The sequence below is a fragment of the uncultured Pseudoflavonifractor sp. genome, assembly GCF_944387275.1.
Classification (GTDB): domain Bacteria; phylum Bacillota; class Clostridia; order Oscillospirales; family Oscillospiraceae; genus Pseudoflavonifractor; species Pseudoflavonifractor intestinihominis.
Map to the genome: position 1 here is coordinate 19,742 of NZ_CALXEG010000023.1, position 20,930 is coordinate 40,671.

Annotated in this window: 20 protein-coding genes; 2 read left to right on the top strand and 18 right to left on the bottom strand. The window is 64.1% G+C overall.

Annotated elements, in window-relative coordinates; translation table 11 throughout:
• Positions 1-3 precede the first annotated feature (3 nt).
• The 4 genes from Q0K23_RS07285 to trpS are packed head-to-tail and all read right to left on the bottom strand — an operon-like array spanning position 4 to position 4,120.
• On the bottom strand, positions 4-780 hold the full coding sequence (locus tag Q0K23_RS07285) for a hypothetical protein (protein ID WP_294519937.1): 777 nt from the start codon (positions 778-780) through the stop codon (positions 4-6).
• A 36-nt stretch (positions 781-816) separates the two neighbouring features.
• Positions 817-1,974 (bottom strand): non-hydrolyzing UDP-N-acetylglucosamine 2-epimerase, encoded by a 1,158-nt coding sequence (gene wecB / locus Q0K23_RS07290; protein WP_294519940.1) that lies wholly within the window; start codon positions 1,972-1,974, stop codon positions 817-819.
• Positions 1,971-3,083: an MraY family glycosyltransferase gene (locus tag Q0K23_RS07295; RefSeq protein ID WP_294519943.1), complete on the bottom strand. Its 1,113-nt coding sequence runs from the start codon at positions 3,081-3,083 to the stop codon at positions 1,971-1,973. The genes wecB and Q0K23_RS07295 overlap by 4 nt, the downstream gene beginning before the upstream one ends.
• A gap of 35 nt (positions 3,084-3,118) precedes the next feature.
• Positions 3,119-4,120 (bottom strand): tryptophan--tRNA ligase, encoded by a 1,002-nt coding sequence (gene trpS, locus Q0K23_RS07300; protein ID WP_294519948.1) that lies wholly within the window; start codon positions 4,118-4,120, stop codon positions 3,119-3,121.
• A gap of 192 nt (positions 4,121-4,312) precedes the next feature.
• Between trpS and gltX the strand changes: the two genes are divergently transcribed.
• Positions 4,313-5,797: a glutamate--tRNA ligase gene (gene gltX, locus Q0K23_RS07305; RefSeq protein WP_294519951.1), complete on the top strand. Its 1,485-nt coding sequence runs from the start codon at positions 4,313-4,315 to the stop codon at positions 5,795-5,797.
• Between the two features lie 84 nt (positions 5,798-5,881).
• Here gltX and Q0K23_RS07310 read toward each other — a convergent pair whose 3' ends face one another.
• The 3 genes from Q0K23_RS07310 to Q0K23_RS07320 all read right to left on the bottom strand — a co-directional run bounded on the left by Q0K23_RS07310 (position 5,882) and on the right by Q0K23_RS07320 (position 8,017).
• Positions 5,882-6,043: a hypothetical protein gene (locus Q0K23_RS07310; RefSeq protein WP_294519954.1), complete on the bottom strand. Its 162-nt coding sequence runs from the start codon at positions 6,041-6,043 to the stop codon at positions 5,882-5,884.
• Between the two features lie 168 nt (positions 6,044-6,211).
• The gene (locus tag Q0K23_RS07315) at positions 6,212-7,366 is read right to left on the bottom strand and encodes a hypothetical protein (protein ID WP_294519957.1); all 1,155 of its coding nucleotides are present in this window, start codon (positions 7,364-7,366) and stop codon (positions 6,212-6,214) included.
• A 3-nt stretch (positions 7,367-7,369) separates the two neighbouring features.
• Positions 7,370-8,017, bottom strand: coding sequence for a redox-sensing transcriptional repressor Rex (locus Q0K23_RS07320; RefSeq protein ID WP_294519960.1), 648 nt, complete (start codon positions 8,015-8,017; stop codon positions 7,370-7,372).
• 219 nt (positions 8,018-8,236) lie between these two features.
• Between Q0K23_RS07320 and Q0K23_RS07325 the strand changes: the two genes are divergently transcribed.
• Positions 8,237-8,740: a nitroreductase family protein gene (locus Q0K23_RS07325; protein ID WP_294519963.1), complete on the top strand. Its 504-nt coding sequence runs from the start codon at positions 8,237-8,239 to the stop codon at positions 8,738-8,740.
• 43 nt (positions 8,741-8,783) lie between these two features.
• Here the strand turns inward: Q0K23_RS07325 and Q0K23_RS07330 are convergent, their stop codons facing one another.
• From Q0K23_RS07330 to Q0K23_RS07380, 11 genes are all read right to left on the bottom strand, one after another.
• Positions 8,784-9,965, bottom strand: a complete 1,182-nt coding sequence (locus Q0K23_RS07330) for an iron-containing alcohol dehydrogenase (protein WP_294519966.1) — start codon at positions 9,963-9,965, stop codon at positions 8,784-8,786.
• A gap of 103 nt (positions 9,966-10,068) precedes the next feature.
• The gene (gene hisE / locus Q0K23_RS07335; protein WP_294519969.1) at positions 10,069-10,398 is read right to left on the bottom strand and encodes a phosphoribosyl-ATP diphosphatase; all 330 of its coding nucleotides are present in this window, start codon (positions 10,396-10,398) and stop codon (positions 10,069-10,071) included.
• A gap of 3 nt (positions 10,399-10,401) precedes the next feature.
• Entirely contained in the window at positions 10,402-10,728 is a 327-nt protein-coding gene (hisI, locus tag Q0K23_RS07340; protein ID WP_294519972.1) for a phosphoribosyl-AMP cyclohydrolase, read from the bottom strand.
• Positions 10,721-11,518: an imidazole glycerol phosphate synthase subunit HisF gene (gene hisF / locus Q0K23_RS07345; protein WP_294519974.1), complete on the bottom strand. Its 798-nt coding sequence runs from the start codon at positions 11,516-11,518 to the stop codon at positions 10,721-10,723. The genes hisI and hisF overlap by 8 nt, the downstream gene beginning before the upstream one ends.
• The gene (gene hisA / locus Q0K23_RS07350) at positions 11,512-12,234 is read right to left on the bottom strand and encodes a 1-(5-phosphoribosyl)-5-[(5-phosphoribosylamino)methylideneamino]imidazole-4-carboxamide isomerase (RefSeq protein WP_294519977.1); all 723 of its coding nucleotides are present in this window, start codon (positions 12,232-12,234) and stop codon (positions 11,512-11,514) included. Before hisA ends, hisF begins: the two co-directional genes overlap by 7 nt.
• On the bottom strand, positions 12,231-12,839 hold the full coding sequence (gene hisH / locus Q0K23_RS07355) for an imidazole glycerol phosphate synthase subunit HisH (protein ID WP_294519981.1): 609 nt from the start codon (positions 12,837-12,839) through the stop codon (positions 12,231-12,233). Before hisH ends, hisA begins: the two co-directional genes overlap by 4 nt.
• Positions 12,839-13,450, bottom strand: a complete 612-nt coding sequence (hisB, locus tag Q0K23_RS07360) for an imidazoleglycerol-phosphate dehydratase HisB (RefSeq protein ID WP_294519984.1) — start codon at positions 13,448-13,450, stop codon at positions 12,839-12,841. The genes hisH and hisB overlap by 1 nt, the downstream gene beginning before the upstream one ends.
• Positions 13,450-14,748 carry a histidinol dehydrogenase gene (gene hisD / locus Q0K23_RS07365; protein ID WP_294519987.1) on the bottom strand — a complete coding sequence of 433 codons (1,299 nt, stop codon included), beginning with the start codon at positions 14,746-14,748 and terminating at the stop codon, positions 13,450-13,452. Before hisD ends, hisB begins: the two co-directional genes overlap by 1 nt.
• The gene (gene hisG, locus Q0K23_RS07370) at positions 14,748-15,386 is read right to left on the bottom strand and encodes an ATP phosphoribosyltransferase (protein ID WP_294519990.1); all 639 of its coding nucleotides are present in this window, start codon (positions 15,384-15,386) and stop codon (positions 14,748-14,750) included. The genes hisD and hisG overlap by 1 nt, the downstream gene beginning before the upstream one ends.
• Positions 15,383-16,552, bottom strand: a complete 1,170-nt coding sequence (hisZ, locus tag Q0K23_RS07375; RefSeq protein WP_294519993.1) for an ATP phosphoribosyltransferase regulatory subunit — start codon at positions 16,550-16,552, stop codon at positions 15,383-15,385. The genes hisG and hisZ overlap by 4 nt, the downstream gene beginning before the upstream one ends.
• Before the next feature lie 169 nt (positions 16,553-16,721).
• Entirely contained in the window at positions 16,722-20,903 is a 4,182-nt protein-coding gene (locus Q0K23_RS07380) for a PolC-type DNA polymerase III (protein ID WP_294519996.1), read from the bottom strand.
• Positions 20,904-20,930 lie beyond the last annotated feature (27 nt).

Consider the following 20,930-nt stretch of genomic DNA (forward strand, 5'->3'; position numbering starts at 1 on the left):
GCCCTACCCCTCCACGGTGTGGAGCACGCTGCCGTCAGGGAGGGCAAAGGCCGTGCCCGACGGCGCGGGCATCTCCACCGGCTCCGAGGACATGCGCATCACCAGCTCGTCGCCGCACCAGGTCTCCGCGCCCACCAGCAGGCCGTTAGACACGGACACCCAGTAGCGCTCCCGGTTGCCCAGCTCGTTTTCCGCCGTCTCTACATAGACGCAGGACTCGCCGCTGCGCTTCTCATACCCTGTGGAGGTAATCGACTTTACACTCAACGCCAGCACGTCCTCATAGGTGGGAATCCGCTGGGCCATGTTGATGTCCCGCTCTCCCTGGTTCCACTGGGTCCAGGTGCCGTCGCCGCCGTACCAGCGGTAGACAGTCCCGTCTCCCGCAATGGTGTGCTCCACGGTCCCGCTGGGCCAGGCGGACTCCACCTGGGTCCAGCCGGCATCCTGCCAGACCCGGTTGACCGTGGCCCCCATGGTCCCGTTCCCCAGGGATGTCTCCACGGTAATGGTCCTGAAATAGCTCTCAGGCTGGAGGGGCACCATGGTGCGGATCACATTCTGCACTGTCTCCGGCGTCACTTCCACCCGGACGTACCGGTCTGTGTCCGCGGGCTGGCCGCCCTGGCTGTCCTCGTCCTCCGCTGGATCGGTGACCGCGGGAAGGGTGATCTCAGGGGCGTCCGGGGTGAACAGATTGAGGCCAAAGCTGGAAAACACCGCCGCCACGATCACAATGGCGATGAGCACCACAAAAATGGTCCGGTTTCTCCCTTCCACGCCCCCACCTCCTTACCGGGTCTGCTGTCTTCTCTCTTACCGGCCCAGGGTGTTGAACTCCTCCGGAGGCTGCGCCCGCAGGCCGAATTTCCACTCAATGGCGTCGGCGATCCGGCGGCAGGCCTGGCCGTCGCCGTAGGGGTTGACCGCATGGGCCATCTCGCCGTAGGCCGCGGCATCGGTCAGCAGGGTGTGGGCCATCTGGTACACATCCTCCTCCTCCGTACCCGCGATCTTTACAGTGCCCGCCTCCACGGCCTCGGGCCGCTCGGTCTCCCGGCGCAGGACAAGCACCGGGCGGCCCAGAGCGGGCGCCTCCTCCTGCAGTCCGCCGGAGTCGGTCATGACCAGATAGCACCGGGCCATCAGGTTGTGCATCTCCTCCACATCCAGGGGATCGATCAGGTGAATCCTGGGGTGGCCGGACAGGTACTTGGCCGCCGCCTCCCGCACCACGGGGGACAGGTGCACCGGGTACACCAGCTCCACGTCCTCGTGGGCGTCCGCCACACGGCGCAGAGCGGTCATGATGTTGGTCATGGGCTGGCCGTAGTTCTCCCGGCGGTGGCAGGTGACCAGGATGATCTTCTTGTGCTCATAGTCCAGGTGGTTGAGCAGATCAGTTGCAAAGTGATAATCCTTTACAACCGTTGTCTGGAGGGCGTCAATGACGGTATTGCCGGTGATGAACACCCCGTTTTTGATCCCCTCACCGGCCAGGTTGGCCCGGTTGGCGGGCGTGGGGCAGAAGTGGAGGTCGGCAATGTCCCCCACCAGGGTGCGGTTCATCTCCTCCGGGTAGGGGGAGTACTTGTCCCAGGTACGGAGACCGGCCTCCACGTGTCCCACCATGATCTGGTGGTAAAAGGCGGCCAGGGCGCCGGCAAAGGTGGTGGAGGTGTCTCCGTGGACCAGCACAAGGTCGGGCTTGGCGGTCTGGAACACCCCCTCCAGCCCCAGGAGGCACTTGGTGGTGATGGTGGACAGGGTCTGACGGGGCTCCATGATGTTCAGGTCATAGTCCGGCTTCAGACGGAAAATCTCCAGCACCGAGTCCAGCATCTGCCGGTGCTGGGCGGTGACACAGCACAGGGACTCGATCCCCTCCCGGCGGCTGAGCTCCTGCACCAGGGGGGCCATCTTGATGGCCTCGGGCCGGGTGCCGAAAATGGTCATGACACGGATGGGCTTCATTTCTTCTCCTCCTCCCCGGTACCGGCCTCAGACTCCGCCGGATTCTGGGGCGGGTTGGTCCGGTTCTTCTTGTTGTTGTGAAGGAAAATCTGTCCGGCTACCGCTCCGGCGGCGCACAGCGCCATCAGCAGCAGCATAGCCTTGACAGGGCCCTCGGTGGTCAGCACCACGGCGGACAGGCCCAGAATGGCGCTGATGATGTAGAGCACGGCCACCGCCTGCTTCTGGGAGAAGCCCATGTCGATGAGCCGGTGGTGCACATGGCTCCGGTCGGCGTGCATGGGGCTCTGGCCGTGGGCGATGCGGCGGATAAAGGCAAAGCAGGTGTCAAAGATGGGCAGGCCCAGCATGAGGAAGGGCACCACAAAGGAGATGATGGTGTACAGCTTGAAGAGGCCCTGCACCGAGATCACCGCCAGCACAAAGCCCAGGAACGTGGAGCCCGTGTCGCCCATGAAGATCTTGGCGGGGTTCAGGTTGTAGGGCAGGAAGCCCAGGCAGCCGCCGCACAGGGCCGCCACCATCAGGGCGATGGGGATCTCCCCCACCGACATGGCGATGACCAGCAGCGTCATGGAGCTGATGGTGGACACGCCGCAGGCCAGGCCGTCCAGGCCGTCGATCAGGTTGACGGCGTTGGTGATGGCCACGATCCAGATGACAGTGACAGGATAGGCCAGCCAGCCCAGATCCCAGTACAGGTTGGCGGAGAACACGTTGGGATTGGAGATCGTGTCGATTATATTGCCCGACATGACCGCCACCAGGGCGGCGATGATCTGGATCACAAATTTGAAGGACGCCTTCAGCGCGTAGATATCGTCAAAGATACCCAGCACCACGATGATCACGGCGCCTAGAAGCATGCCCCGGATCTGGGGCGTCATCTCCACGAAAAACAGCGTGCTGACGATAAAGCCGAAAAAGATGGCCAGGCCGCCCATGCGGGGAATGGGGTGATCGTGCATCCGGCGGCTGTCCTTGGGCACGTCCATGGCGCCCACCTTCTGGGCCAGGGACTTGACCACTGGGGTCAGAATGAGCGCCACGATCAGCGCCACGCCCAGGGCCGCCGCCACCATGCCGATCTCACGAAGTTCTACATTCATGGTTCTTCTCCTTTAGACGGAATCCCCTGCTGCGCTCAGCGCTGCAGGAAGCCCACCTTTTTATAGACCTTGCGCAGGGTCTTCTCCGCCACATAGGAGGCCTTCTCCGCACCGGCGCGGTACACGCTCTCCAGGTACGCCTTATCGGAGAGCAGCCGGTGGGTCTCCTCCTGGATGGGACGGAGCATCTCCACCACGGCCTCGCCCACCACGGGCTTGAAGGCGCCATACCCCTTGCCCTCGAACTCGGCCTCGATCTCTTCAAAGGTCTTGCCGGTGACGGCGGAGTAGATGTTCATCAGGTTGGACACGCCGGGCTTGTTCTCCCGGTCATACCGGATGCAGTGCTCGGTGTCGCTGTCGGTGATGGCCCGCTTGAACTTGCGCATGATGTCCTCAGGCTTCTCCATGAGGAACACGCAGCCCTCGGGGATGGACTTGCTCATCTTGGTGTCGGGCTGGTTCAGGCTCATGATCCGGGCGCCCATCTTGGGGATATAGGGCTCGGGCATCTTGAGCACGTCGCCGTAGATGTGGTTGAACCGCTGGGCAATGTTGCGGGTCAGCTCCACATGCTGCTTCTGGTCCTCGCCCACCGGCACATAGTCGGGCTGGTAGAGCAGGATGTCCGCCGCCATCAGGCAGGGGTAGGTGAACAGGCCGGCGTTGATGTTGTCGGCGTGCTTGGCGGACTTGTCCTTGAACTGGGTCATGCGGGAGAGCTCGCCGAACATGGTGTAGCAGGACAGCACCCAGGACAGCTCCGCGTGCTGGTGGATGTGGGACTGGACGAACAGGGTGTTCCGCTCCGGGTCCAGGCCGCAGGCGATGTACTGGGCCAGCTGCTCCAGGGTCCGGCGGCGCAGGTCGGCAGGGGTCTGGCGGACGGTGATAGTGTGCATGTCCGCCATAAAATAGTAGCAGTCAAACTCGTCCGCCCGGGCGCCCCAGTTCTTGATGGCGCCAAGGTAGTTGCCCAGATGCAGGTCGCCGCTGGGCTGGATGCCGGAGAGCATTACTTTCTTTGTCGTTTCCATTTCTGTTTTACACCTCGACTGTGCCTCCGAAGGCGATTTCCTTCTTTCGGGGCGCATATTTACATACCAGTTTATCATACCACACGGCGTACCGCTTGACAAGTTATACCCTTACCTTTAGAATGGTAAAGATCAGAAGAACTTCCGCCTGTCGGCGTGATTCTCACAATTATTACCACTGGAGGCATGACCATGGATATGAAATGGTTTGACGACATGGAGGCCCGCATCCCCAAGGGCAAGGTCCGTACCCGCTTCGCCCCCTCCCCCACCGGCTATATGCACATCGGCAATCTGCGCACCGCACTCTACACCTGGCTCATCGCCCGCCATCAGGGCGGCACCTTTATCCTCCGCATCGAGGACACCGACCAGGAGCGCCTGGTGGAGGGCGCCACCGAGGTGATCTACAAGACCCTCCGGGAGTGCGGCCTGACCTGGGACGAGGGCCCCGATATCGGCGGCCCCGTGGCTCCCTATGTCCAGACCGAGCGCCGGGACACCTACGGCAAGTACGCCGAGCTGCTGGTGGAGCGGGGCCACGCCTACTACTGCTTCTGCGAGAAGACTGAGAGCGAGGAGGACAGTGGCAACTTTGACCGCGCCGCCGACCCCTGCCGCTCCCTGAGCCTGGAGGAGGCCAGGGCCCGGATCGCCGCCGGCGCGTCCTACGTGATCCGCCAGAAGATCCCCGCCGGCGGCACCACCACCTTCTCCGACGCCGTGTTCGGCGACATCACCGTGGACAACGACACCCTGGACGACCAGGTGCTCATCAAGTCCGACGGCCTGCCCACCTACAACTTCGCCAACGTCATCGACGACCACCTGATGGGCATCACCCACGTGGTCCGGGGCAGCGAGTACCTCTCCTCCGCCCCCAAGTACAACCTGCTCTATCAGGCCTTCGGCTGGGAAGTGCCCACCTATATCCACTGCTCCCCCGTCATGCGGGACGCCCACAACAAGATGAGCAAGCGCCACGGCGACCCCTCCTACCAGGACCTGATCGCCCAGGGCTTCCTGTCCCAGGCCGTGGTCAACTACGTCACCCTGCTGGGCTGGTCCCCCCGGGGCGAGTACAGCGAGCAGGAGTTCTTCTCCCTGGAGGAGCTCTCTCAGGTGTTCGACATCGGCGGCATCTCCAAGTCCCCCGCCATCTTCGACATCGAGAAGCTGCGCTACTTTAACGCCAAGTACCTGCGCGAGCTCTCCCCCGAGGACTTCTATGCTCTGGCCGAGCCCTATCTCCGGGAGGCCGTCAAGACCCCCGGCATCGACCTGAAGCTCATTGCCCCCCTGGTCCAGCCCCGGTGCGACACCCTGCTGGACATCGCCCCCCAGGTGGACTTCTTCGACGCCCTGCCCGAGTACTCCAACGAGCTCTACTGCCACAAGAAGATGAAGACCAACGAGGAAAACTCCCTGGAGGCCCTCAAGCAGGTGCTCCCCGTGCTGGAGGGCCTGAGCGACTGGACCTACGACGCCATCCATGACGCCCTCATCGGCCTGGCGGAAAAGCTGGAGCTGAAGAACGGCCGGATCATGTGGCCGGTGCGCACCGCCCTGTCCGGCAAGGCCGTCACCCCCGGCGGCGCGGTAGAGCTGTGCCACATCCTGGGCCGGGACGAGGCCCTCGCCCGCATCCGCAAGGGCATCGCCCAGCTGGGCGGCTGAGTCCCCTCTTCTCCCCCCGCTCTCATGACAGAGGGCCGGGCGCTACCGCGCCCGGCCCTCTGTTCTTATGTTCAGCCTGCTCTCTCAGCAGCCGCAGTTATTGCCGCAGCCGTTGTTGTTGCAGCCGCAACCGCAGCCGCCCCAGTTCCCGCCGCCGCAGCAGCAGCACAGGATGATGATGAGGATGATGATCCACAGGCAGCCGCAGCCGCCACCCCAGCCGGAACCGTTATTGCAGCACCCCATAATGAAGTACCTCCTGAAATGAAATGGAGACCGGCTGCCGGAGCCTGCCCTGGCGGCTTCTCCTGCGCGGCCTCACTTCATACTATGCCCCGCCCTCCGATTGGTGCGGCATCCCGCCCGCCCCACACAGGCAAAGAGAAAGCCCCCGGCTGCCGCCGGGGGCTGTGCTTATGCAATTCGCTCCGTGACCACGCCGGCCTGTACCTTCTTGACCTTGGCGGAGTCCAGGGTCCCCGCAGAAGCGAGATGGCTGAGCAGGGTCCCGCCGGACTTCATTTTGGCGTCCAGCGCGTAATAGGACACATAGGCCACCTGGGCCCGGAGGAAGGGCTCCTCCACCAGCAGCTTGTACTCCCCGTCGGTGATGCACCCCAGCTCCAGGCTGCGCAGCAGCGCCGAATCCCACTGGAAATCCGGGTTGCTGCCGCTGTCCTGATAGCCCAGCGCCCGGAGCACAAAGGTCATGTACTCACCGGAGGTGATGGTGACATAGGGGGCAAAGTACAGCTCCTCGCTGTCCGCGCCCACGCCCTTGGTGTACCCCTTGGCGTAGGCATAGGTCACGTAGCTCTGGCACCACGCGGGCACGTCCACAAAGGGACAGGGCTCCGTTGTGGCCAGGGCCGCCTGTTCCTCACCCAGCAGGCGGAGAAACATGATCAGGCCCTCGATGCGGGTGGGGGCGTTCTCCAGCATCAGCCCGTCGCCGTAGGCCGTGTCGCCGCCCTTGAACAGCCCCATCTCCTTCAGGGCATTGGCCAGTTCGTTGTAATCCGTGGCGTCGCTCTTTACCACGGAGTAGAACCCCTGGGGCGCCAGCACGGCAGTGTCGGATGTGACAGTCAGCTGGCAGAGGGTGTTCTCCGCGGCCAGATAGCGGTGCTGCGCCGTCATAGCCGCACCGGAGGCCACATCAGCGGCGGTGGTCATGTCCACCACGCCGCCGCCGGAGGCGTAGGAGATGGTGGCCGACCCGGCCAGCAGCATGCCGCTGGAGCCGGTGTCCAGGGTGATGACGTCCCCGTGCTTGAAGCGCTGCTCGGTAAAGGAGGCGGCGTACCCGCCCCCCTCTCCCGCCAGCGCATTGGCCCGGGCCTGGTACAGCTCCGCCTGAGCCTTGAGCTCGTCCAGCGCGTCATCATAGACTTTCCCCAGCCCGGACTGGATCTCCTTGTCCGCCTGCGCCACCGTTTCGGGGATATAGGTATTGGTAATATAGGACTGGGTCAGCAGCGGGTCGGACGAGCTGCCGCCCGCCGCCACCGCCGCCACACAGCCGGCCAGCAGAAGCATGGCCAGCAGGGCTGCCGCAATTCGTCTCATTCCTTACTCCCGGGCGTCGTCCGCGTCGGAGATCATATAGCTCAGGGCCAACAGGCTGTCGGCAAAGTGCACATCCTCAATGATCACATTGTCCCCCTCGGCCAGGTTCAGCTCGATGTTGGTGAAGTTCCAGATGCCCTTTACGCCGGCGGCCACCAGCCGCTCCGCCAGATCGTTGGCCACACGGCCGGGGACGGTGAGCACGCCCACGCTGGTGGGGTGCTCCGCCAGATACTCCTCCAGGGTATCCGCGTGGCGGATGGTCACAGCGCCGATGGTACTGCCCACAATGGCGGGATTGACATCAAAGGCCGCCGTCAGCTGGAAGCCGTTCTTCTCAAAGTGGAAGTTCTCGATCAGCGCCCGGCCCAGGTTGCCGGCGCCCAGGATCACCGCCGTATGGGAGCGGTTCATGCCCAGAATATCGGAGATCTCTCCCCGCAGCTTCTCTACGTTATATCCATACCCCTGCTGGCCGAACTCGCCGAAGCAGGACAGGTCCTGCCGGATCTGGGAGGCGGTCAGGCCCATGGAGCTCCCCAGGGCGTTGGAGGAGATTCGAACGGTACCGGCTTGAAAGAGATCGTTCAGATGGCGGTAATACCGAGGGAGCCGCCGGATCACTGCGCTGGATACCTTCTGCTTTCTCATTGTCTTATCACACTCACTCTGTTTTGGTTGGCTGTTTCCCGTCAAACGGGGTTTCACGCTTATTTTTATAGTTTACCGCAGCGCCGTGCACTTGTCAATTTTTTTCACGGAATCCGCCTGCCGTGCCCGGTCCGGCTTTCTATTTTCCCTTACTTATGCTAGAATAGATACCTGCCTACTGCGGTTTTATTATCCGCACACTCAAAGGAGGAACACCCTATGCTGAAAGAACTGTTCGACCGCCGCAGCATCCGCCGTTACACCGACCGCCCCATCCCGAAGGAGGTCATCACCGAGCTGCTGCACGCCGCCATGAACGCTCCCTCCGCCCGCAATACGCAGAGCTGGCGGTTCCTGGTCATCACCGACCGGAAGACCCTGGACGACATGCCCTCCCTCCAGCCCTACACGGGCATGATGCGTCAGGCCCAGGCCGCCGTGCTGGTGCTGGGCGACCGCACCGCCGAATCGGACGAGGGGTATCTCTACGTCAACTGTGCCGCCGCCATCGAGAACCTGCTGGTGGAGGCGGTCCACCAGGGGCTGGGCGCCTGCTGGTGCGCGGTGGCCCCCAAGCCGGAGCGGATCGAGGGCTTCACCCGCTACTTCCGGCTGGACGGCACGGTGCTCCCCGTGGGCATCGTGGCTCTGGGCTGGCCCGCCGAGGAGCGGCCCAGAGTGGACCAGTACGACCCCAGCAAGGTCAGCTTCTGGAAGGGCTGACCGTCAAACCGCAGCGGCGCCCGGTGGGCGCCGCTGCATTTTTTTAGTGGTTGGCCAGCTGATAGACCAGATAGAGCTCGTCCTTCTCCATGGGGTGGAGCTGTCCCACCCTGCGGCCGCCGTAGTAGGTGGCCCGCAGCGCCAGGTCCCGGAGGACTGACTCACCCTGTATCCCCACGGCCTCTTTGAAGGAGATGGGCAGCTTCAGCACATCGCAGAAGTACCGCTCTGTGGCCCGGATGGCCGCCAGAGCAGCCCGCTCCTCGTCCTCCTCCTGGATGCCCCAGACGTTCCGGCCAAAGCGGGCGAAGCGGCCGGGGGCATCCCGGTACACATACCGAGCCCAGGCGGGCCACATGACGGTCAGGCTGGCCCCGTGGGGCAGGTCGAACATGCCGGAGAGCTCATGGCCCAGGGCGTGGGTGGAGAAGTCCTTGGGCTGGCCCAGACCGGTGAGGCCGTTGTGGGACAGGCTGCCGCACCACATGATCTCAGACCGGGCCTTCAGGTCATTGGGGTCGTCCATGGCCGCCCGGCCGTACTCGATCACCGTGCGGAGCAGCGCCTCGGCAATGCCGTCGGTGAGGGCGTTGTCGGTCTGGACGCTGAAATACCGGTCCATGGTGTGCATCATGATGTCGGCCACGCCGCAGGCCGTCTGCTCGGGCGGCAGCGTACAGGTGAGGGCGGGGTTCATGATGGCAAAATCCGGCTGGTTGAAGGGGGTGTTGATGCCCTTCTTCTGGCCGTTTTCCTCATTGGTGAGCACAGCGGAGTCCGACGTCTCGCTGCCAGCCGCCGCAATGGTGAGGACGGAGCCCTTTTTCAGAGAGGCCGTCACCTTGGCCTTGCCGCTGTAATAGTCCCAGATGGGCACCTCGGGCCGGGCCAGGCCGTGGGCCACCGCCTTGGCCGTGTCGATCACGCTGCCGCCGCCCACCGCCAGTACAAAGTCGATGCCCTTGCCCTGGAACTTGTCCACCGTCTCCTGGGCCAGCCCCAGGTGGGGATTGGGCTGCACGCCGCCTACCGCCTGCCAGGGCAGTCCGGCCGCCTCCAGCGAGGCGGTGACCCGGTCCAGCAGGCCGCTGCGCACCGCGCTGCCACCGCCGTAGATAACCAGCACATTGCTGCCCCCGGCATCCCGGACCGCCTGCCCGGCCTGAGCCTCCGTATTCTCACCGAAAATGACCTTCGTGGGCACATGATAGGTAAATGCATTCATTTTCCAATTCCTCCTTGCGGCAGAACTTATGTCTGGCAACAGTATACTACAGATCCAAACAAAAGGCCATATCCGCTGTCTATCGGATATGGCCTTTTTGTATTCAGGTGTTGTGGTCGGTGACCCGCATCTGCTTCAGATTTCCGATCTTGGCGCTGCGGCGGTCCAGCTCGGAGAGCACCGCGTCCAGTGGGATGTTCTGGGCGGCCAGCAGGACCATCAGGTGGTAGAGCAGGTCGGAGCACTCGTTCACCGTGTCCTCCTGCACGCCGTTCTTGGCGGCAATGATGGTCTCGGCGCACTCCTCCCCCACCTTCTTGAGGATCTTGTCCACGCCCTTGTCAAAGAGATAGCAGGTGTAGGACCCCTCCTGGGGGTTGGCCCTCCGGTCCAGCACCACCTGATAGAGTCGCTTCAAAACTTCGTCGTTCATATGTCATTCCTCCATTGAAATTTCCCGGAAAAAGCAGCTCCGCGCCCCGGTGTGGCAGGTGGGACCCACGGGATGGCAGAAGTAGAGCAGGGTGTCGGTGTCGCAGTCGGTGACCATCCGCTCCACGTGGAGGAAATGGCCCGAAGTCTCCCCCTTGTTCCACAGCTTCTGCCTGCTGCGGCTCCAGAACCAGGCGGTCTTGGTCTTCAGGGTCAGCTCCACCGCCTCCTTGTTGGTGAAGCCCAGCATCAGCACCTCCAGGGTGTCCGCGTCCTGGATGATCACCGGAATCAGCTCCGACTTCTGAAACAGCTGGTCCAAATCAAACATGCAGACGGCCTCCCATCCACTCGCTCTTCTCCGACCGGCGGACCGGGATGCCCCGGTCCCGCAGGTACTCCTTGACCTCCTCCACGGTCAGCTCGCCGAAGTGGAAGAGGGACGCCGCCAGGGCCGCGTCGCAGCCGGTCTCCTCAAAGACCTGGGCAAAGTGCTCCAGACTGCCGCAGCCCCCCGAGGCGATGACCGGAATGCCCACCGCCTGGGTGATGGCCTTGGTCATGGGCAGGTCAAAGCCCGCCTTGGTGCCGTCGGCGTCCATGGAGGTGAGGAGGATCTCCCCCGCCCCCAGCCGCTGGCCCTCTCTGGCCCATTCCACTGCGTCCAGCCCAGTGGGGTTGCGGCCTCCGGCGGTCACCACCTCCCAGGTGCCGTCTCCCCTGCCGCGGGCGTCGATGGCCAGCACCACACACTGGGAGCCGAACCGCTCCGCCGCTCGGGAGATGAGGGTGGGGTCCTTCACTGCCGCCGAGTTCACCGAGATCTTGTCCGCCCCGGCCCGGAGCAGCAGCTGGAAGTCCTCCAGGGTGCGGATGCCGCCCCCCACGGTCAGGGGCACAAAGACCTGCTCCGCTGTCCGCTCCACCACGTCGGCCACGGTGTCCCGGTTGTCGCTGGTGGCGGTGATGTCCAGAAAGACGATCTCGTCCGCCCCCGCGTCCGAGTAGTACTTGGCCAGCTCCACCGGGTCGCCCGCGTCTCGGATGTTGACAAAATTGACTCCCTTGACCACCCGGCCGTCCCGCACGTCCAGGCAGGGAATGATCCGTTTGGCTAGCACTGGTCCCCAGCCTCCTTTACCGCCTCCGCCAGGTCGATGGTCCCGGCATAGTAGGCCTTGCCGATGATGGCGCCGTAGAGGCCCATATCCCGCAGGCGCTTGATGTCGTCCAGGCAGGATACGCCCCCTGATGCGGTGATGTTGCAGGACACCGTCTTCTGGAGCTGTGCCAGCTGGTCATAGGATGGGCCGGACAGCATCCCATCTGTCGCAATATCTGTAAAGATAATATTCTTTACACCGATTGACTCCATTTTGGCGGCGAATTCCAGGTAGTCCAGGCCGGAGTTCTCCTCCCATCCGGCGGTGCGTACCTTGCCGCTGAGGCTGTCGATGCCCACGGCCACCCGGTCCCCGTAGAGCCCCAGGGCATAGGACACCAGGCCGGGGTTGGTGACCGCCGCAGAGCCGATGACCAGCCGGTCCACCCCGGCCTCACCTACGGTGATCACGTCCAGCTCGGTCTTGATGCCGCCCCCCAGCTCCACCTTGAGGCCGGAGTTCTGGATGACCTGATAGATCATGGGGAAGTTGACCCGCACACCGCTGCGGGCCCCGTCCAGGTCCACCATGTGGATGTGGCGCGCTCCCGCTTCGTAAAAAGCACGGGCTACAGTGAGGGGATCGTCGGCAACCTGGTGGACCGTTGCAAAATCTCCTTTGTAAAGCCTTACGACCTTACTATCTTTCATGTCAATGGCAGGAAAAAGTTTCATCGGTTCAGCTCCCCAAAGTTTTTCAGGATTTGCAGGCCGGTCTCCCCGCTCTTCTCCGGGTGGAACTGGCAGCCGTACACATTGCCGCTGCGCACCGCTGCCACCACCGACACGCCGTACTCCGTGCGGGCGATCACGTCCTCCTCCGACGCGGCCACACCGCAATAGGAGTGGACAAAGTACACCCACGCGCCGTCCTCCAGTCCCCGGAAGATGGGGCCGTCATTCTGGAAGGTCAGGCTGTTCCAGCCGATGTGGGGCAGCTTCCGGTCGGTCTCAATCCGCTTGACGCGGCCATGGACAAGTCCAAGGCCTTTACACTCCCGCACCTCTTCTCCCATGTCGAAGAGCAGCTGCATCCCCAGGCAGATGCCCAGGATGGGCTTCCGCTCCGCCTGGGACACCACCACCCTGTCCAGCCCGGACCGGCGCAGGCGCTCCGCCGCGTCGGGGAAGGCCCCCACGCCGGGCAGGATGATGGCGTCGGCCCGCTCCAGTGTCCCGGCGTCGTCGGTGACCCGGGTGGGCAGGCCCAGATAATCCATGGCGTTGGCAATGCTCTTCAGGTTGCCCACGCCGTAGTCCACGATTGCGGTATAGCCCATCACAGCACCCCCTTGGTGGAGGTGACGCCGCACCCCTCTACCTTCACCGCGTCCTTCAGGGCCAGGCCCAGGGACTTGAACAGGGCCTCGGTGATGTGGTGGGCGTTGCGGCCGTAGAGGGCCTTCATGTGCAGGGTCAGTCCCCCGTTGACGGCGAAGGCCCGCATGAACTCCTCGGTGAGGCAGGCGTCATACTCCCCCATGCGCTCCTGGGGCATCTCCGCCTCATAGACCAGGAAGGGGCGGTTGGAGATGTCCAGAGCGGTAAAGCCCAGGGCCTCGTCCATGGGCACGTAGGCGCTGGCAAAGCGGCGGATGCCCTTCCGGTCGCCGATGGCCTGCCGGAAGGCCTGCCCCAGGACGATGCCGGTGTCCTCCACGGTGTGGTGGCCGTCCACCTCCAGATCCCCCCTGGCCTCCAGCTCCAGGCCGAAGCCTGCGTAGAAGGCCAGGGCGTGGAGCATGTGGTCAAAAAAGCCGATGCCGGTGGACACCTTCACCTCTCCCCCGTCCAGACAGAGGTTTGCGCTGATCTGAGTCTCCTTTGTCTTTCGCTCAATGGTACAGGCCCGGACAGGGGCGTCCCCCGCCTTGTACACACGGCTCTCCATCAAAATTCCTCCTTGGCCGGCGCATCTTCAAAGCGCATCCGGATGGCGTTGGCGTGGGCGGTGAGCCGCTCCGCCTCGGCCAGGGCAATGATCTGGTCCTTCACCGGCGCCAGCTGCTCCCGCTCATAAGAGATGACGCTCATGGTCTTGAGGAAGCTGTCCACGCTCAGGGGCGAGAAGAAGCGGGCGGTGCCGCTGGTGGGCAGTACGTGGTCCGGTCCGGCCATGTAATCCCCCAGAGGCTCCGGGGACCAGGCCCCCAGGAACACCGCGCCGGCGTTGCGGATGGCGGGCAGCAGGGCCCGGGGGTCCTCGGTCACGATCTCCAGGTGCTCGGGAGCGATCTCGTTGGCCAGGGCGGCACAGCCGTCCAGGGTGTCACAGACAATAGCGCAGCCGAAGTCCCGGAGGGAGGCCTCCATGATCTCGCTGCGGCTGAGATACCCGGTCTGTCGGATGATCTCCTTGTCCACCGCCTGGGCCAGCTCCATACTGGTGGTCAGCAGCACGGCGGAGGCCAGTTTGTCGTGCTCGGCCTGGCTCAGCAGGTCGGCGGCCACGTACACCGGGTTGGCGCTGCCGTCGGCAATGACCAGCACCTCGGAGGGCCCGGCCACCATGTCGATATCCAGCTTGCCGTAGGCCATCCGCTTGGCCGCCGCCACAAAGGCGTTGCCCGGCCCCACCAGCTTGTCCACCCGCGGAATGAACCCGGCCCCGTAGGTCAGGGCGGCCACCGCCTGGGCGCCGCCCACCGCAATGACCCGGTCCACCCCGGCGATCCTGGCCGCGGCCAGCACGGCGCTGTTCAGATTCTCGGTGGGGGGCGTGACCATCACGATCTCCTCCACCCCCGCCACCTTGGCGGGCACCGCGTTCATCAGCACCGAGGAGGGGTAGGCCGCCGTGCCGCCGGGCACGTAGATGCCCACCCGGGTCAGGCCGCGGACCACCCGGCCCACCACGCCGCCGTCAGGCGAGCGCCACTCCATGGTGCGGGTGAGCAAATGCTCATTGTAATCCCGGATGTTGGCGGCGGACCGCTCCATGGCCCCGATCAGCTCCGGGGAGCAGGAGGCGTAGGCCGCATCCAGCTCTTCCCGGGAGATCTCCCTGGGCTCCGCCTTGTCAAAGCGGAGGGAATACTCCCTGACAGCTGCAAAGCCATTTTCCCTTACATTACTCAGTATATCAGCCACCGCGCGGTCCACGTCCGCACTCACTTCGGCCGCTCTGGCCCGCATGGCGGCAATTTTATTCTTTTCCGACGTTCCGTCGGCACGGATAATCTCCAGCATCACTTTTTCTCCAATTCCCGCTCACATCTGGCGATAAAATCCTGAATCTCCGCCTTGCGGAGCTTCATGCTGGCTGTGTTGACGATCAGCCGAGCGCTCACCGGCGCCACGGTCTCGATGGGCACCAGTCCGTTCTCCTTCAGGGTAGCGCCGGTCTCCACAATGTCCACGATGGCGTCGGCCAGGCCCAGGATGGGGGCCAGCTCCACGCTGCCCTCGATCTTGATGATGTCCACGTCCATGCCCTTCTTGGCGAAGAAGGTCCGGGCCACATTGGGGTACTTGCTGGCGATGCGCCGGGTCTTGTAGGTGCCGTAGAAGTCGCTGCCCTCCTTCACCGCCAGGGCGAAGCGGCACTTGCCAAAGCCCAGGTCCAACACCTCGTAGAAGGCGCCCCCCTGCTCCAGGATGGTGTCCTTCCCGGCGATACCCAGGTCGCAGACGCCGTGCTCCACGTAGGTGATGACGTCGGGCGCCTTGGCCAGCACCCCGTCCAGAGGGTAGTTGGGGATGGTGTGGATCAGACGGCGGCCCGGGTTCTTAATGGGGGTGCAGTCCAGCCCCATGGCCTCAAAGAGGGCCACTGCCTTGTCCTGCAGGCGGCCCTTGGTCAGGGCGATCCTCAGATTCTGACTCATACCTCCACCATCCTCTCTCCGCCGTTTTCCAGCACCAGTACCACGGGCGCCCCCTTCTCACGGGCCAGGCTGAGGGTGGACTCCAGCGCCCGGCAGGGGGACAGCTCGCAGGAGCCGGGCTTCCGGGCATCCAGCACTGCCAGCGCCCTGGCAAACTCCCCGTCTCCGTAGTGGATCAGCATCTCCAGCCCGGCGGAAGACACGGCGGGCAGGCAGGCCGCCACCGCGTCCACGTCCACAGCAAAGCCGGTGGCCTGGGCGGGCCGTCCGAAGGCGCCCACCAGCTTGTCATACCGTCCGCCGGAGAGAACGGCGTCCCCCGCCCCCTCCACGTAGCCCCGGAAGACCACGCCGGTGTAGTAGTCGATCTGATGGACCAGGCCCAGATCGAAGCGGATGTGCTCCCCATAGCCCGCGTGCTTCAGCTCGCCGTACAGGTCCCGCAGGTAGTCCAGGGCGTCGCTGCCGCCGGAGAGGGTATCCGCCTCATCCAGCACCTCGGCCCCGCCAAAGAGGTAGGGCAGGCGGCGGAGGGGCCGGACGGCGCTCTGTCCGTCATAGGGCTCCAGCAGGTCGTTGAGGGCGGCGAAGTTCTTGCCCTCGATGAGGGAGCGCATCTGCTCCGCCGCCGCCGCGGGCATATCCACCCGGGCGGTCAGCTCCCGGAAGAAGCCCACGTGGCCCAGCTCCACATGGAACTGCTCCAGTCCGGCGGCCTTCAGCGCGTCCACGGCCAGGGCCACCATCTCCAGGTCGGCCTTCTTCCCCCCCGCGCCGATGAGCTCCACGCCGCACTGGGCGATCTCACTGCTGCCGCCCCGGTGCTCCTGCCCGGAACGGAACACGGTCTGGTCATAGTAGAGCCGCTGGGGCAGAGGTACGGTGCGCAGCTTGGTGGCCGCCACCCGGGCGATGGGGGTGGTGCAGTCAGGCCGCATGACCATGATCTTGCCGGAACGGTCGATGATCTTCAGCATGGCCTCCTGGGGCAGCGGATTGCCCGACTGGAGGAAGAGGTCGTAAAACTCCACCTCGGGGGTGATGATCTCCGCATAGCTGCGGCGGCGGAAAAGCGCCGTCAGGGCCTGCTGGACCTGGCGCCGCTCCCGGCACTCGGCAAACAGCCGGTCCCGGGTGCCCTCGGGGGTATGTACCGTGTAATTCACGTAAAATCCTCCTATGCCCGATTTTTGCTTTTCCATGGTAGCACACTACCATACTAAAGTCAAGGTTTTTTCAGCCGCTGTCCACTCTTGGCTGTCCGCCACGGAAAAGCAGCGGCTGCACAGGCGGCCGGAACATGCCGACTGCCTGCGCAGCCGCAGGAAAAATGTCTCAGAACAGGGTCATCTGGCTGGTATCCGGCATTCCGTCCATGGCGCCGGCGGCTTTGAGCAGTTCAATATGGGTCTTGGATACCTTGGGGCAGGCGGCGGAAAACTCCTCTACCGAGATGAACTCCTTGCCCTCCCGCTGCTCCATAATGGACCAGGCCGCCGTCTCGCCCAGGCCGGGGATGGCCGAGAAGGGCGGGATCAGCGCCTTGTCGTTGGTCTGGCTGAAGATGAAGTTGATGGCGTGGGACTTGTACAGGTCCACATGCTCAAAGGTGAAGCCACGGAGATAGAACTCGTAGCATACCTCCAGCGTAGTGAGCATGTCCTGCTCCACGGCGGTGGCCTCCTTGTCCTTTGCCTTGATCTCCTTCATCTTGGCCTTCACCACGTCCATGCCACGGCACATATAGGTCTCGTCAAAGGCCTTGGCCCGGATGGAGAAATAGGCCGCGTAGAAGGCTAGAGGCCGGTGGACCTTGAACCAGGCGATGCGGAAGGCCATCATCACGTAGGCCACGGCGTGGGCCTTGGGGAACAGGTACTTGATCTTTTTGCAGGAGCCGATGTACCAGTCGGGCACGCCGGCGGCCTTCATCTCCTCTTCCGCACCCTCGGGCAGGCCCCTTCCCTTTCGGACCGACTCCATGATCTTGAAGGACCGCTTCTCCGGCATGCCGCAGGAGATGAGGAAGAGCATGATGTCGTCGCGGCAGCCGATGGCCTGGCCGACCGGGATGCCCTGGTTGACGATGAGCTCCTTGGCGTTGCCCAGCCACACGTCGGTGCCGTGGGAGAAGCCGGACAGGCGGATGAGGATGTCGAACTCGCTGGGGCTGGTGTCCTCCAGCATGCCCCGGACAAAGGAGGTGCCGAACTCGGGGATGGCCACCGCGCCGGTAGGGCCCAGCACCGGGTCGTCCACAAACCCCAGCTCCTCCGAGGAGGTGAACAGGGACATGGTCTTCTTGTCGTCCAGAGGGATGTCCGTCCGGGCGTTGACGCCGGTCAGGTCCTCCAGCATGCGGATCATGGTGGGGTCATCGTGTCCCAGCATGTCAAGCTTCAGCAGGTTGGACTCCATGGAGTGATATTCGAAGTGGGTGGTGACAATGTCGGTGTTGGGGTCGTCGGCGGGGTGCTGGACAGGACAGAAATCGTAGATCTCCCGGTTCTGGGGGATGACCACCATGCCGCCGGGGTGCTGGCCGGTGGTGCGCTTGACGCCGGTGCAGCCCTGGGCCAGCCGGTTCTCCTCCGCCCGGGGCACGTGGATGCCCCGCTTCTCCAGGTACTTCTTCACGTAGCCGAAGGCCGTCTTTTCCGCCACCGTGCCGATGGTGCCGGCCCGGAACACATGGGTCTCGCCGAAGAGCTCAAAGGTGTACCGGTGGGCCTTGGCCTGGTACTCGCCGGAGAAGTTCAGGTCGATATCGGGCACCTTGTCGCCGCCGAAGCCCAGGAAGGTCTCGAAGGGGATGTTGAAGCCGTCCTTGGCGTACTGGGCGCCGCAGACCGGGCACACCGCGTCGGGCATGTCGGCGCCGCAGCCCGCTCCCAGCTCCTTGGCGATCTCAAAGTCGGAGTGCTTGCAGTTGGGGCAGCGGTAGTGGGGCGGCAGGGAGTTGACCTCCGTGATGCCCGACATGAAGGCCACCAGCGAGGAGCCCACGCTGCCCCGGGAGCCCACCAGATAGCCGTGCTCCAGAGAGTTCTGCACCAGCTTCTGGGCGGACATGTAGATCACGTCGTAGTGCCGCTTCAGAATGTCTCCCAGCTCGGCGTTGATACGGTCGGAGACGATCTGGGGCACCTCTTCGCCGTAGAGGGACTTGGCCTTCCCCCACACCAGCCGGGACAGCTCCCCGGCGGAGTCCTCCAGCTTGGGGGCGAACAGGCCCTTGGGCAGGGGGTTGATGCGGTCGCACCAGTCGGCCACCAGGTTGGTGTTGCGGACCACCACGTTGTAGCAGTCCTCCTTGCCCAGGTAGGAGAACTCCTCCAGCATCTCCTCCGTGGTCTTGAAATACAGGGGCAGAGGCGCGTCGCAGTCCTCAAAGCCCTTGGTGTCCAGCAGGATGTGGCGGTAGATCTCGTCCTCCGGGTCCAGGAAATGGACGTCGCCGGTGGCGCACACCGGCTTGTCCAGGGCCTTGCCCAGGGCCACGATAGTGCGGTTGAAGTCCCGCAGCTCCTCCTCGCTCTGGACCATGCCCTTGCGGAGCATGAAGCCGTTGTTGCACAGGGGCTGGATCTCCAAAAAGTCGTACCAGGAGGCGATACGCTTAAGCTCATTGAAGTCCTTGTGCTTGACCACCGCCTCAAAGAGCTCGCCCGCCTCACAGGCGGAGCCCAGGATCAGGCCCTCCCGGTACTGGTTGATCAGGCTCTTGGGCATGATGGGGTACCGCTTGAAGTGCTCCAGATGGGACTTGGAGATGAGGGTATACAGGTTGCGCAGGCCCATGTTGTTCTTGGCCAGCACGATCAGGTGCTTGGGCTGGCGGCGGGCCTTGCCCTTCACCCGCAGGCGGGTCATCTCCGGGTTGATGGACTGGAGGGTGTGGATGCCCAGGTCCTGGAGCATCTTGAAGAAGGGCACCAGCATGTAGGCCACCATGCCGGCGTCCGCGTCGGCCCGGTGGTGCTTGAAGGGGGGCAGCCGCAGGTGCTCCGCCACAATGTCCAGCTTGTACTTGCCCAGGTCGGGCAGCAGGTTCTGAGCCAGGATCAGGGTGTCGATAGAGGTCTTTTCAAAGGGAATGCCGTACCGGCGGCAGCCCTCGGCGATAAAGCCCATGTCGAACTCGGCGTTGTGGGCGGCCAGAGGCCGGTCCCCGGCGAAGTCCAGGAAGGTCCGGATGGCCTCCTCCTGGGAGGGGGCCCCCTCCAGCATCTTGTCGGTGATACTGGTCAGCTCCACGATCTCCCGGCTCAGGGGGCGGCCGGGAGAGACAAAGGTATCGAAGGTCTCAGCGATCTCCCCGTTGCGCAGGATGACCGCGCCGATCTCGATGATCACGTCCCGCCGGTTGTCCAGGCCGGTGGTCTCAATGTCGAAGCAGACCACCTCGCCGGTGAAGTCCTGCTCCTGCTCCCCGTGGACCACCACCCGATCGTCCACGTCGTTGATGTAATAGGCCTCCACGCCGTAGAGCACCTTGATGTCCTTGGCGGCGTGCCAGGCGTCCGGGAAGGACTGGGCCACGCCGTGGTCGGTGATGGCGATGGCCCGGTGGCCCCAGCTTTCCGCCCGCTTGACCACAGACTTGGTGGGGGTCAGGGCGTCCATGGTGGACATGGTGGTGTGGAGGTGGAGCTCCACACGCTTCTCCGGGGCGTTGTCCTGCTTGGTCTCCTTCTTCCCCTCCATGATGGCGTAGGGCTCCAGCACCATCTCGCCGGAGAACCGGTCCACGTTCAGCTTGCCCTGGACCAGCAGGTGCATGCCCTCCTTCACGTTGTCCACGATGGGCTTGCCCTCTTCACCGGGGAAAAACTTGTTGATGTGGATGGAGCCGGTGTAGTCGGTCATGTCAAAGCCGATGACCCAGGCGCCCCGCTTCTTCAGCTCCTTGTGCTCCACCGCAAACACGTCGCCCTTGACGATGACGGTGCCCATGTCCAGGTTCAGGCTCTTCATGGCCGTCACTTCGCCCTTGATCTCCCGGCGGCCGAAGATGAGCTTTCCGCCTCCCTTTTTGCTGTCCGGCTTTTTAGCGGCAGGGCGGCAGATCTTCAGCTTCTGGAGGGCCTCACGGCGGATCTCCTCGGTGCGGCGGAAGGCCGCCTCGGCCTCCGTCTCCCGGTGGGGATGCTCCTCAGGGGCGGGCACCTCCTCCGGAACGGAAGGCCCTTGCTCCACGGGCGGCTCCGGGATGGGCTGAGGTTCCGGCCGGGCCTCCGGTGCAGGCGGCACCTCAGGCGCCGCCGCTTCGCTGCGGGGACACAGCAGTTCCAGCATCACCTGCCCCACCTGGTAGGCGTCGGCCAGAGAGCGCTCCCAGCGGCGGCGCAGATCGTCGCCGGGCAGGGACGGGCACTCCACCCGGGCGGAGATGGACCGGGTCGTCCGGTCGATCACCGCTCCAGTGACCGTACATCCGGCGGCCAGGGCCGCCAGCTCCTCCCCTGGCTGCCAGGCGGAAAACAATGTCAGAAAGGGTATCTTTTGCTCAGGCATAGCACCAACGCTCCCACACACGGTTTC

Excerpts from the sequence above, each read along its gene's own strand:
- wecB (WP_294519940.1), bottom strand. The coding sequence starts at position 1,974 with ATGAAGCCCATCCGTGTCATGACCATTTTCGGCACCCGGCCCGAGGCC.
- Q0K23_RS07295 (WP_294519943.1), bottom strand. The coding sequence starts at position 3,083 with ATGAATGTAGAACTTCGTGAGATCGGCATGGTGGCGGCGGCCCTGGGC.
- trpS (WP_294519948.1), bottom strand. The coding sequence starts at position 4,120 with ATGGAAACGACAAAGAAAGTAATGCTCTCCGGCATCCAGCCCAGCGGC.
- gltX (WP_294519951.1), top strand. The coding sequence starts at position 4,313 with ATGGATATGAAATGGTTTGACGACATGGAGGCCCGCATCCCCAAGGGC.
- Q0K23_RS07310 (WP_294519954.1), bottom strand. The coding sequence starts at position 6,043 with ATGGGGTGCTGCAATAACGGTTCCGGCTGGGGTGGCGGCTGCGGCTGC.
- Q0K23_RS07315 (WP_294519957.1), bottom strand. The coding sequence starts at position 7,366 with ATGAGACGAATTGCGGCAGCCCTGCTGGCCATGCTTCTGCTGGCCGGC.
- Q0K23_RS07320 (WP_294519960.1), bottom strand. The coding sequence starts at position 8,017 with ATGAGAAAGCAGAAGGTATCCAGCGCAGTGATCCGGCGGCTCCCTCGG.
- Q0K23_RS07325 (WP_294519963.1), top strand. The coding sequence starts at position 8,237 with ATGCTGAAAGAACTGTTCGACCGCCGCAGCATCCGCCGTTACACCGAC.
- Q0K23_RS07330 (WP_294519966.1), bottom strand. The coding sequence starts at position 9,965 with ATGAATGCATTTACCTATCATGTGCCCACGAAGGTCATTTTCGGTGAG.
- hisE (WP_294519969.1), bottom strand. The coding sequence starts at position 10,398 with ATGAACGACGAAGTTTTGAAGCGACTCTATCAGGTGGTGCTGGACCGG.
- hisI (WP_294519972.1), bottom strand. The coding sequence starts at position 10,728 with ATGTTTGATTTGGACCAGCTGTTTCAGAAGTCGGAGCTGATTCCGGTG.
- hisA (WP_294519977.1), bottom strand. The coding sequence starts at position 12,234 with ATGAAACTTTTTCCTGCCATTGACATGAAAGATAGTAAGGTCGTAAGG.
- hisH (WP_294519981.1), bottom strand. The coding sequence starts at position 12,839 with ATGGGCTATACCGCAATCGTGGACTACGGCGTGGGCAACCTGAAGAGC.
- hisB (WP_294519984.1), bottom strand. The coding sequence starts at position 13,450 with ATGGAGAGCCGTGTGTACAAGGCGGGGGACGCCCCTGTCCGGGCCTGT.
- hisD (WP_294519987.1), bottom strand. The coding sequence starts at position 14,748 with ATGCTGGAGATTATCCGTGCCGACGGAACGTCGGAAAAGAATAAAATT.
- hisG (WP_294519990.1), bottom strand. The coding sequence starts at position 15,386 with ATGAGTCAGAATCTGAGGATCGCCCTGACCAAGGGCCGCCTGCAGGAC.
- Q0K23_RS07380 (WP_294519996.1), bottom strand. The coding sequence starts at position 20,903 with ATGCCTGAGCAAAAGATACCCTTTCTGACATTGTTTTCCGCCTGGCAG.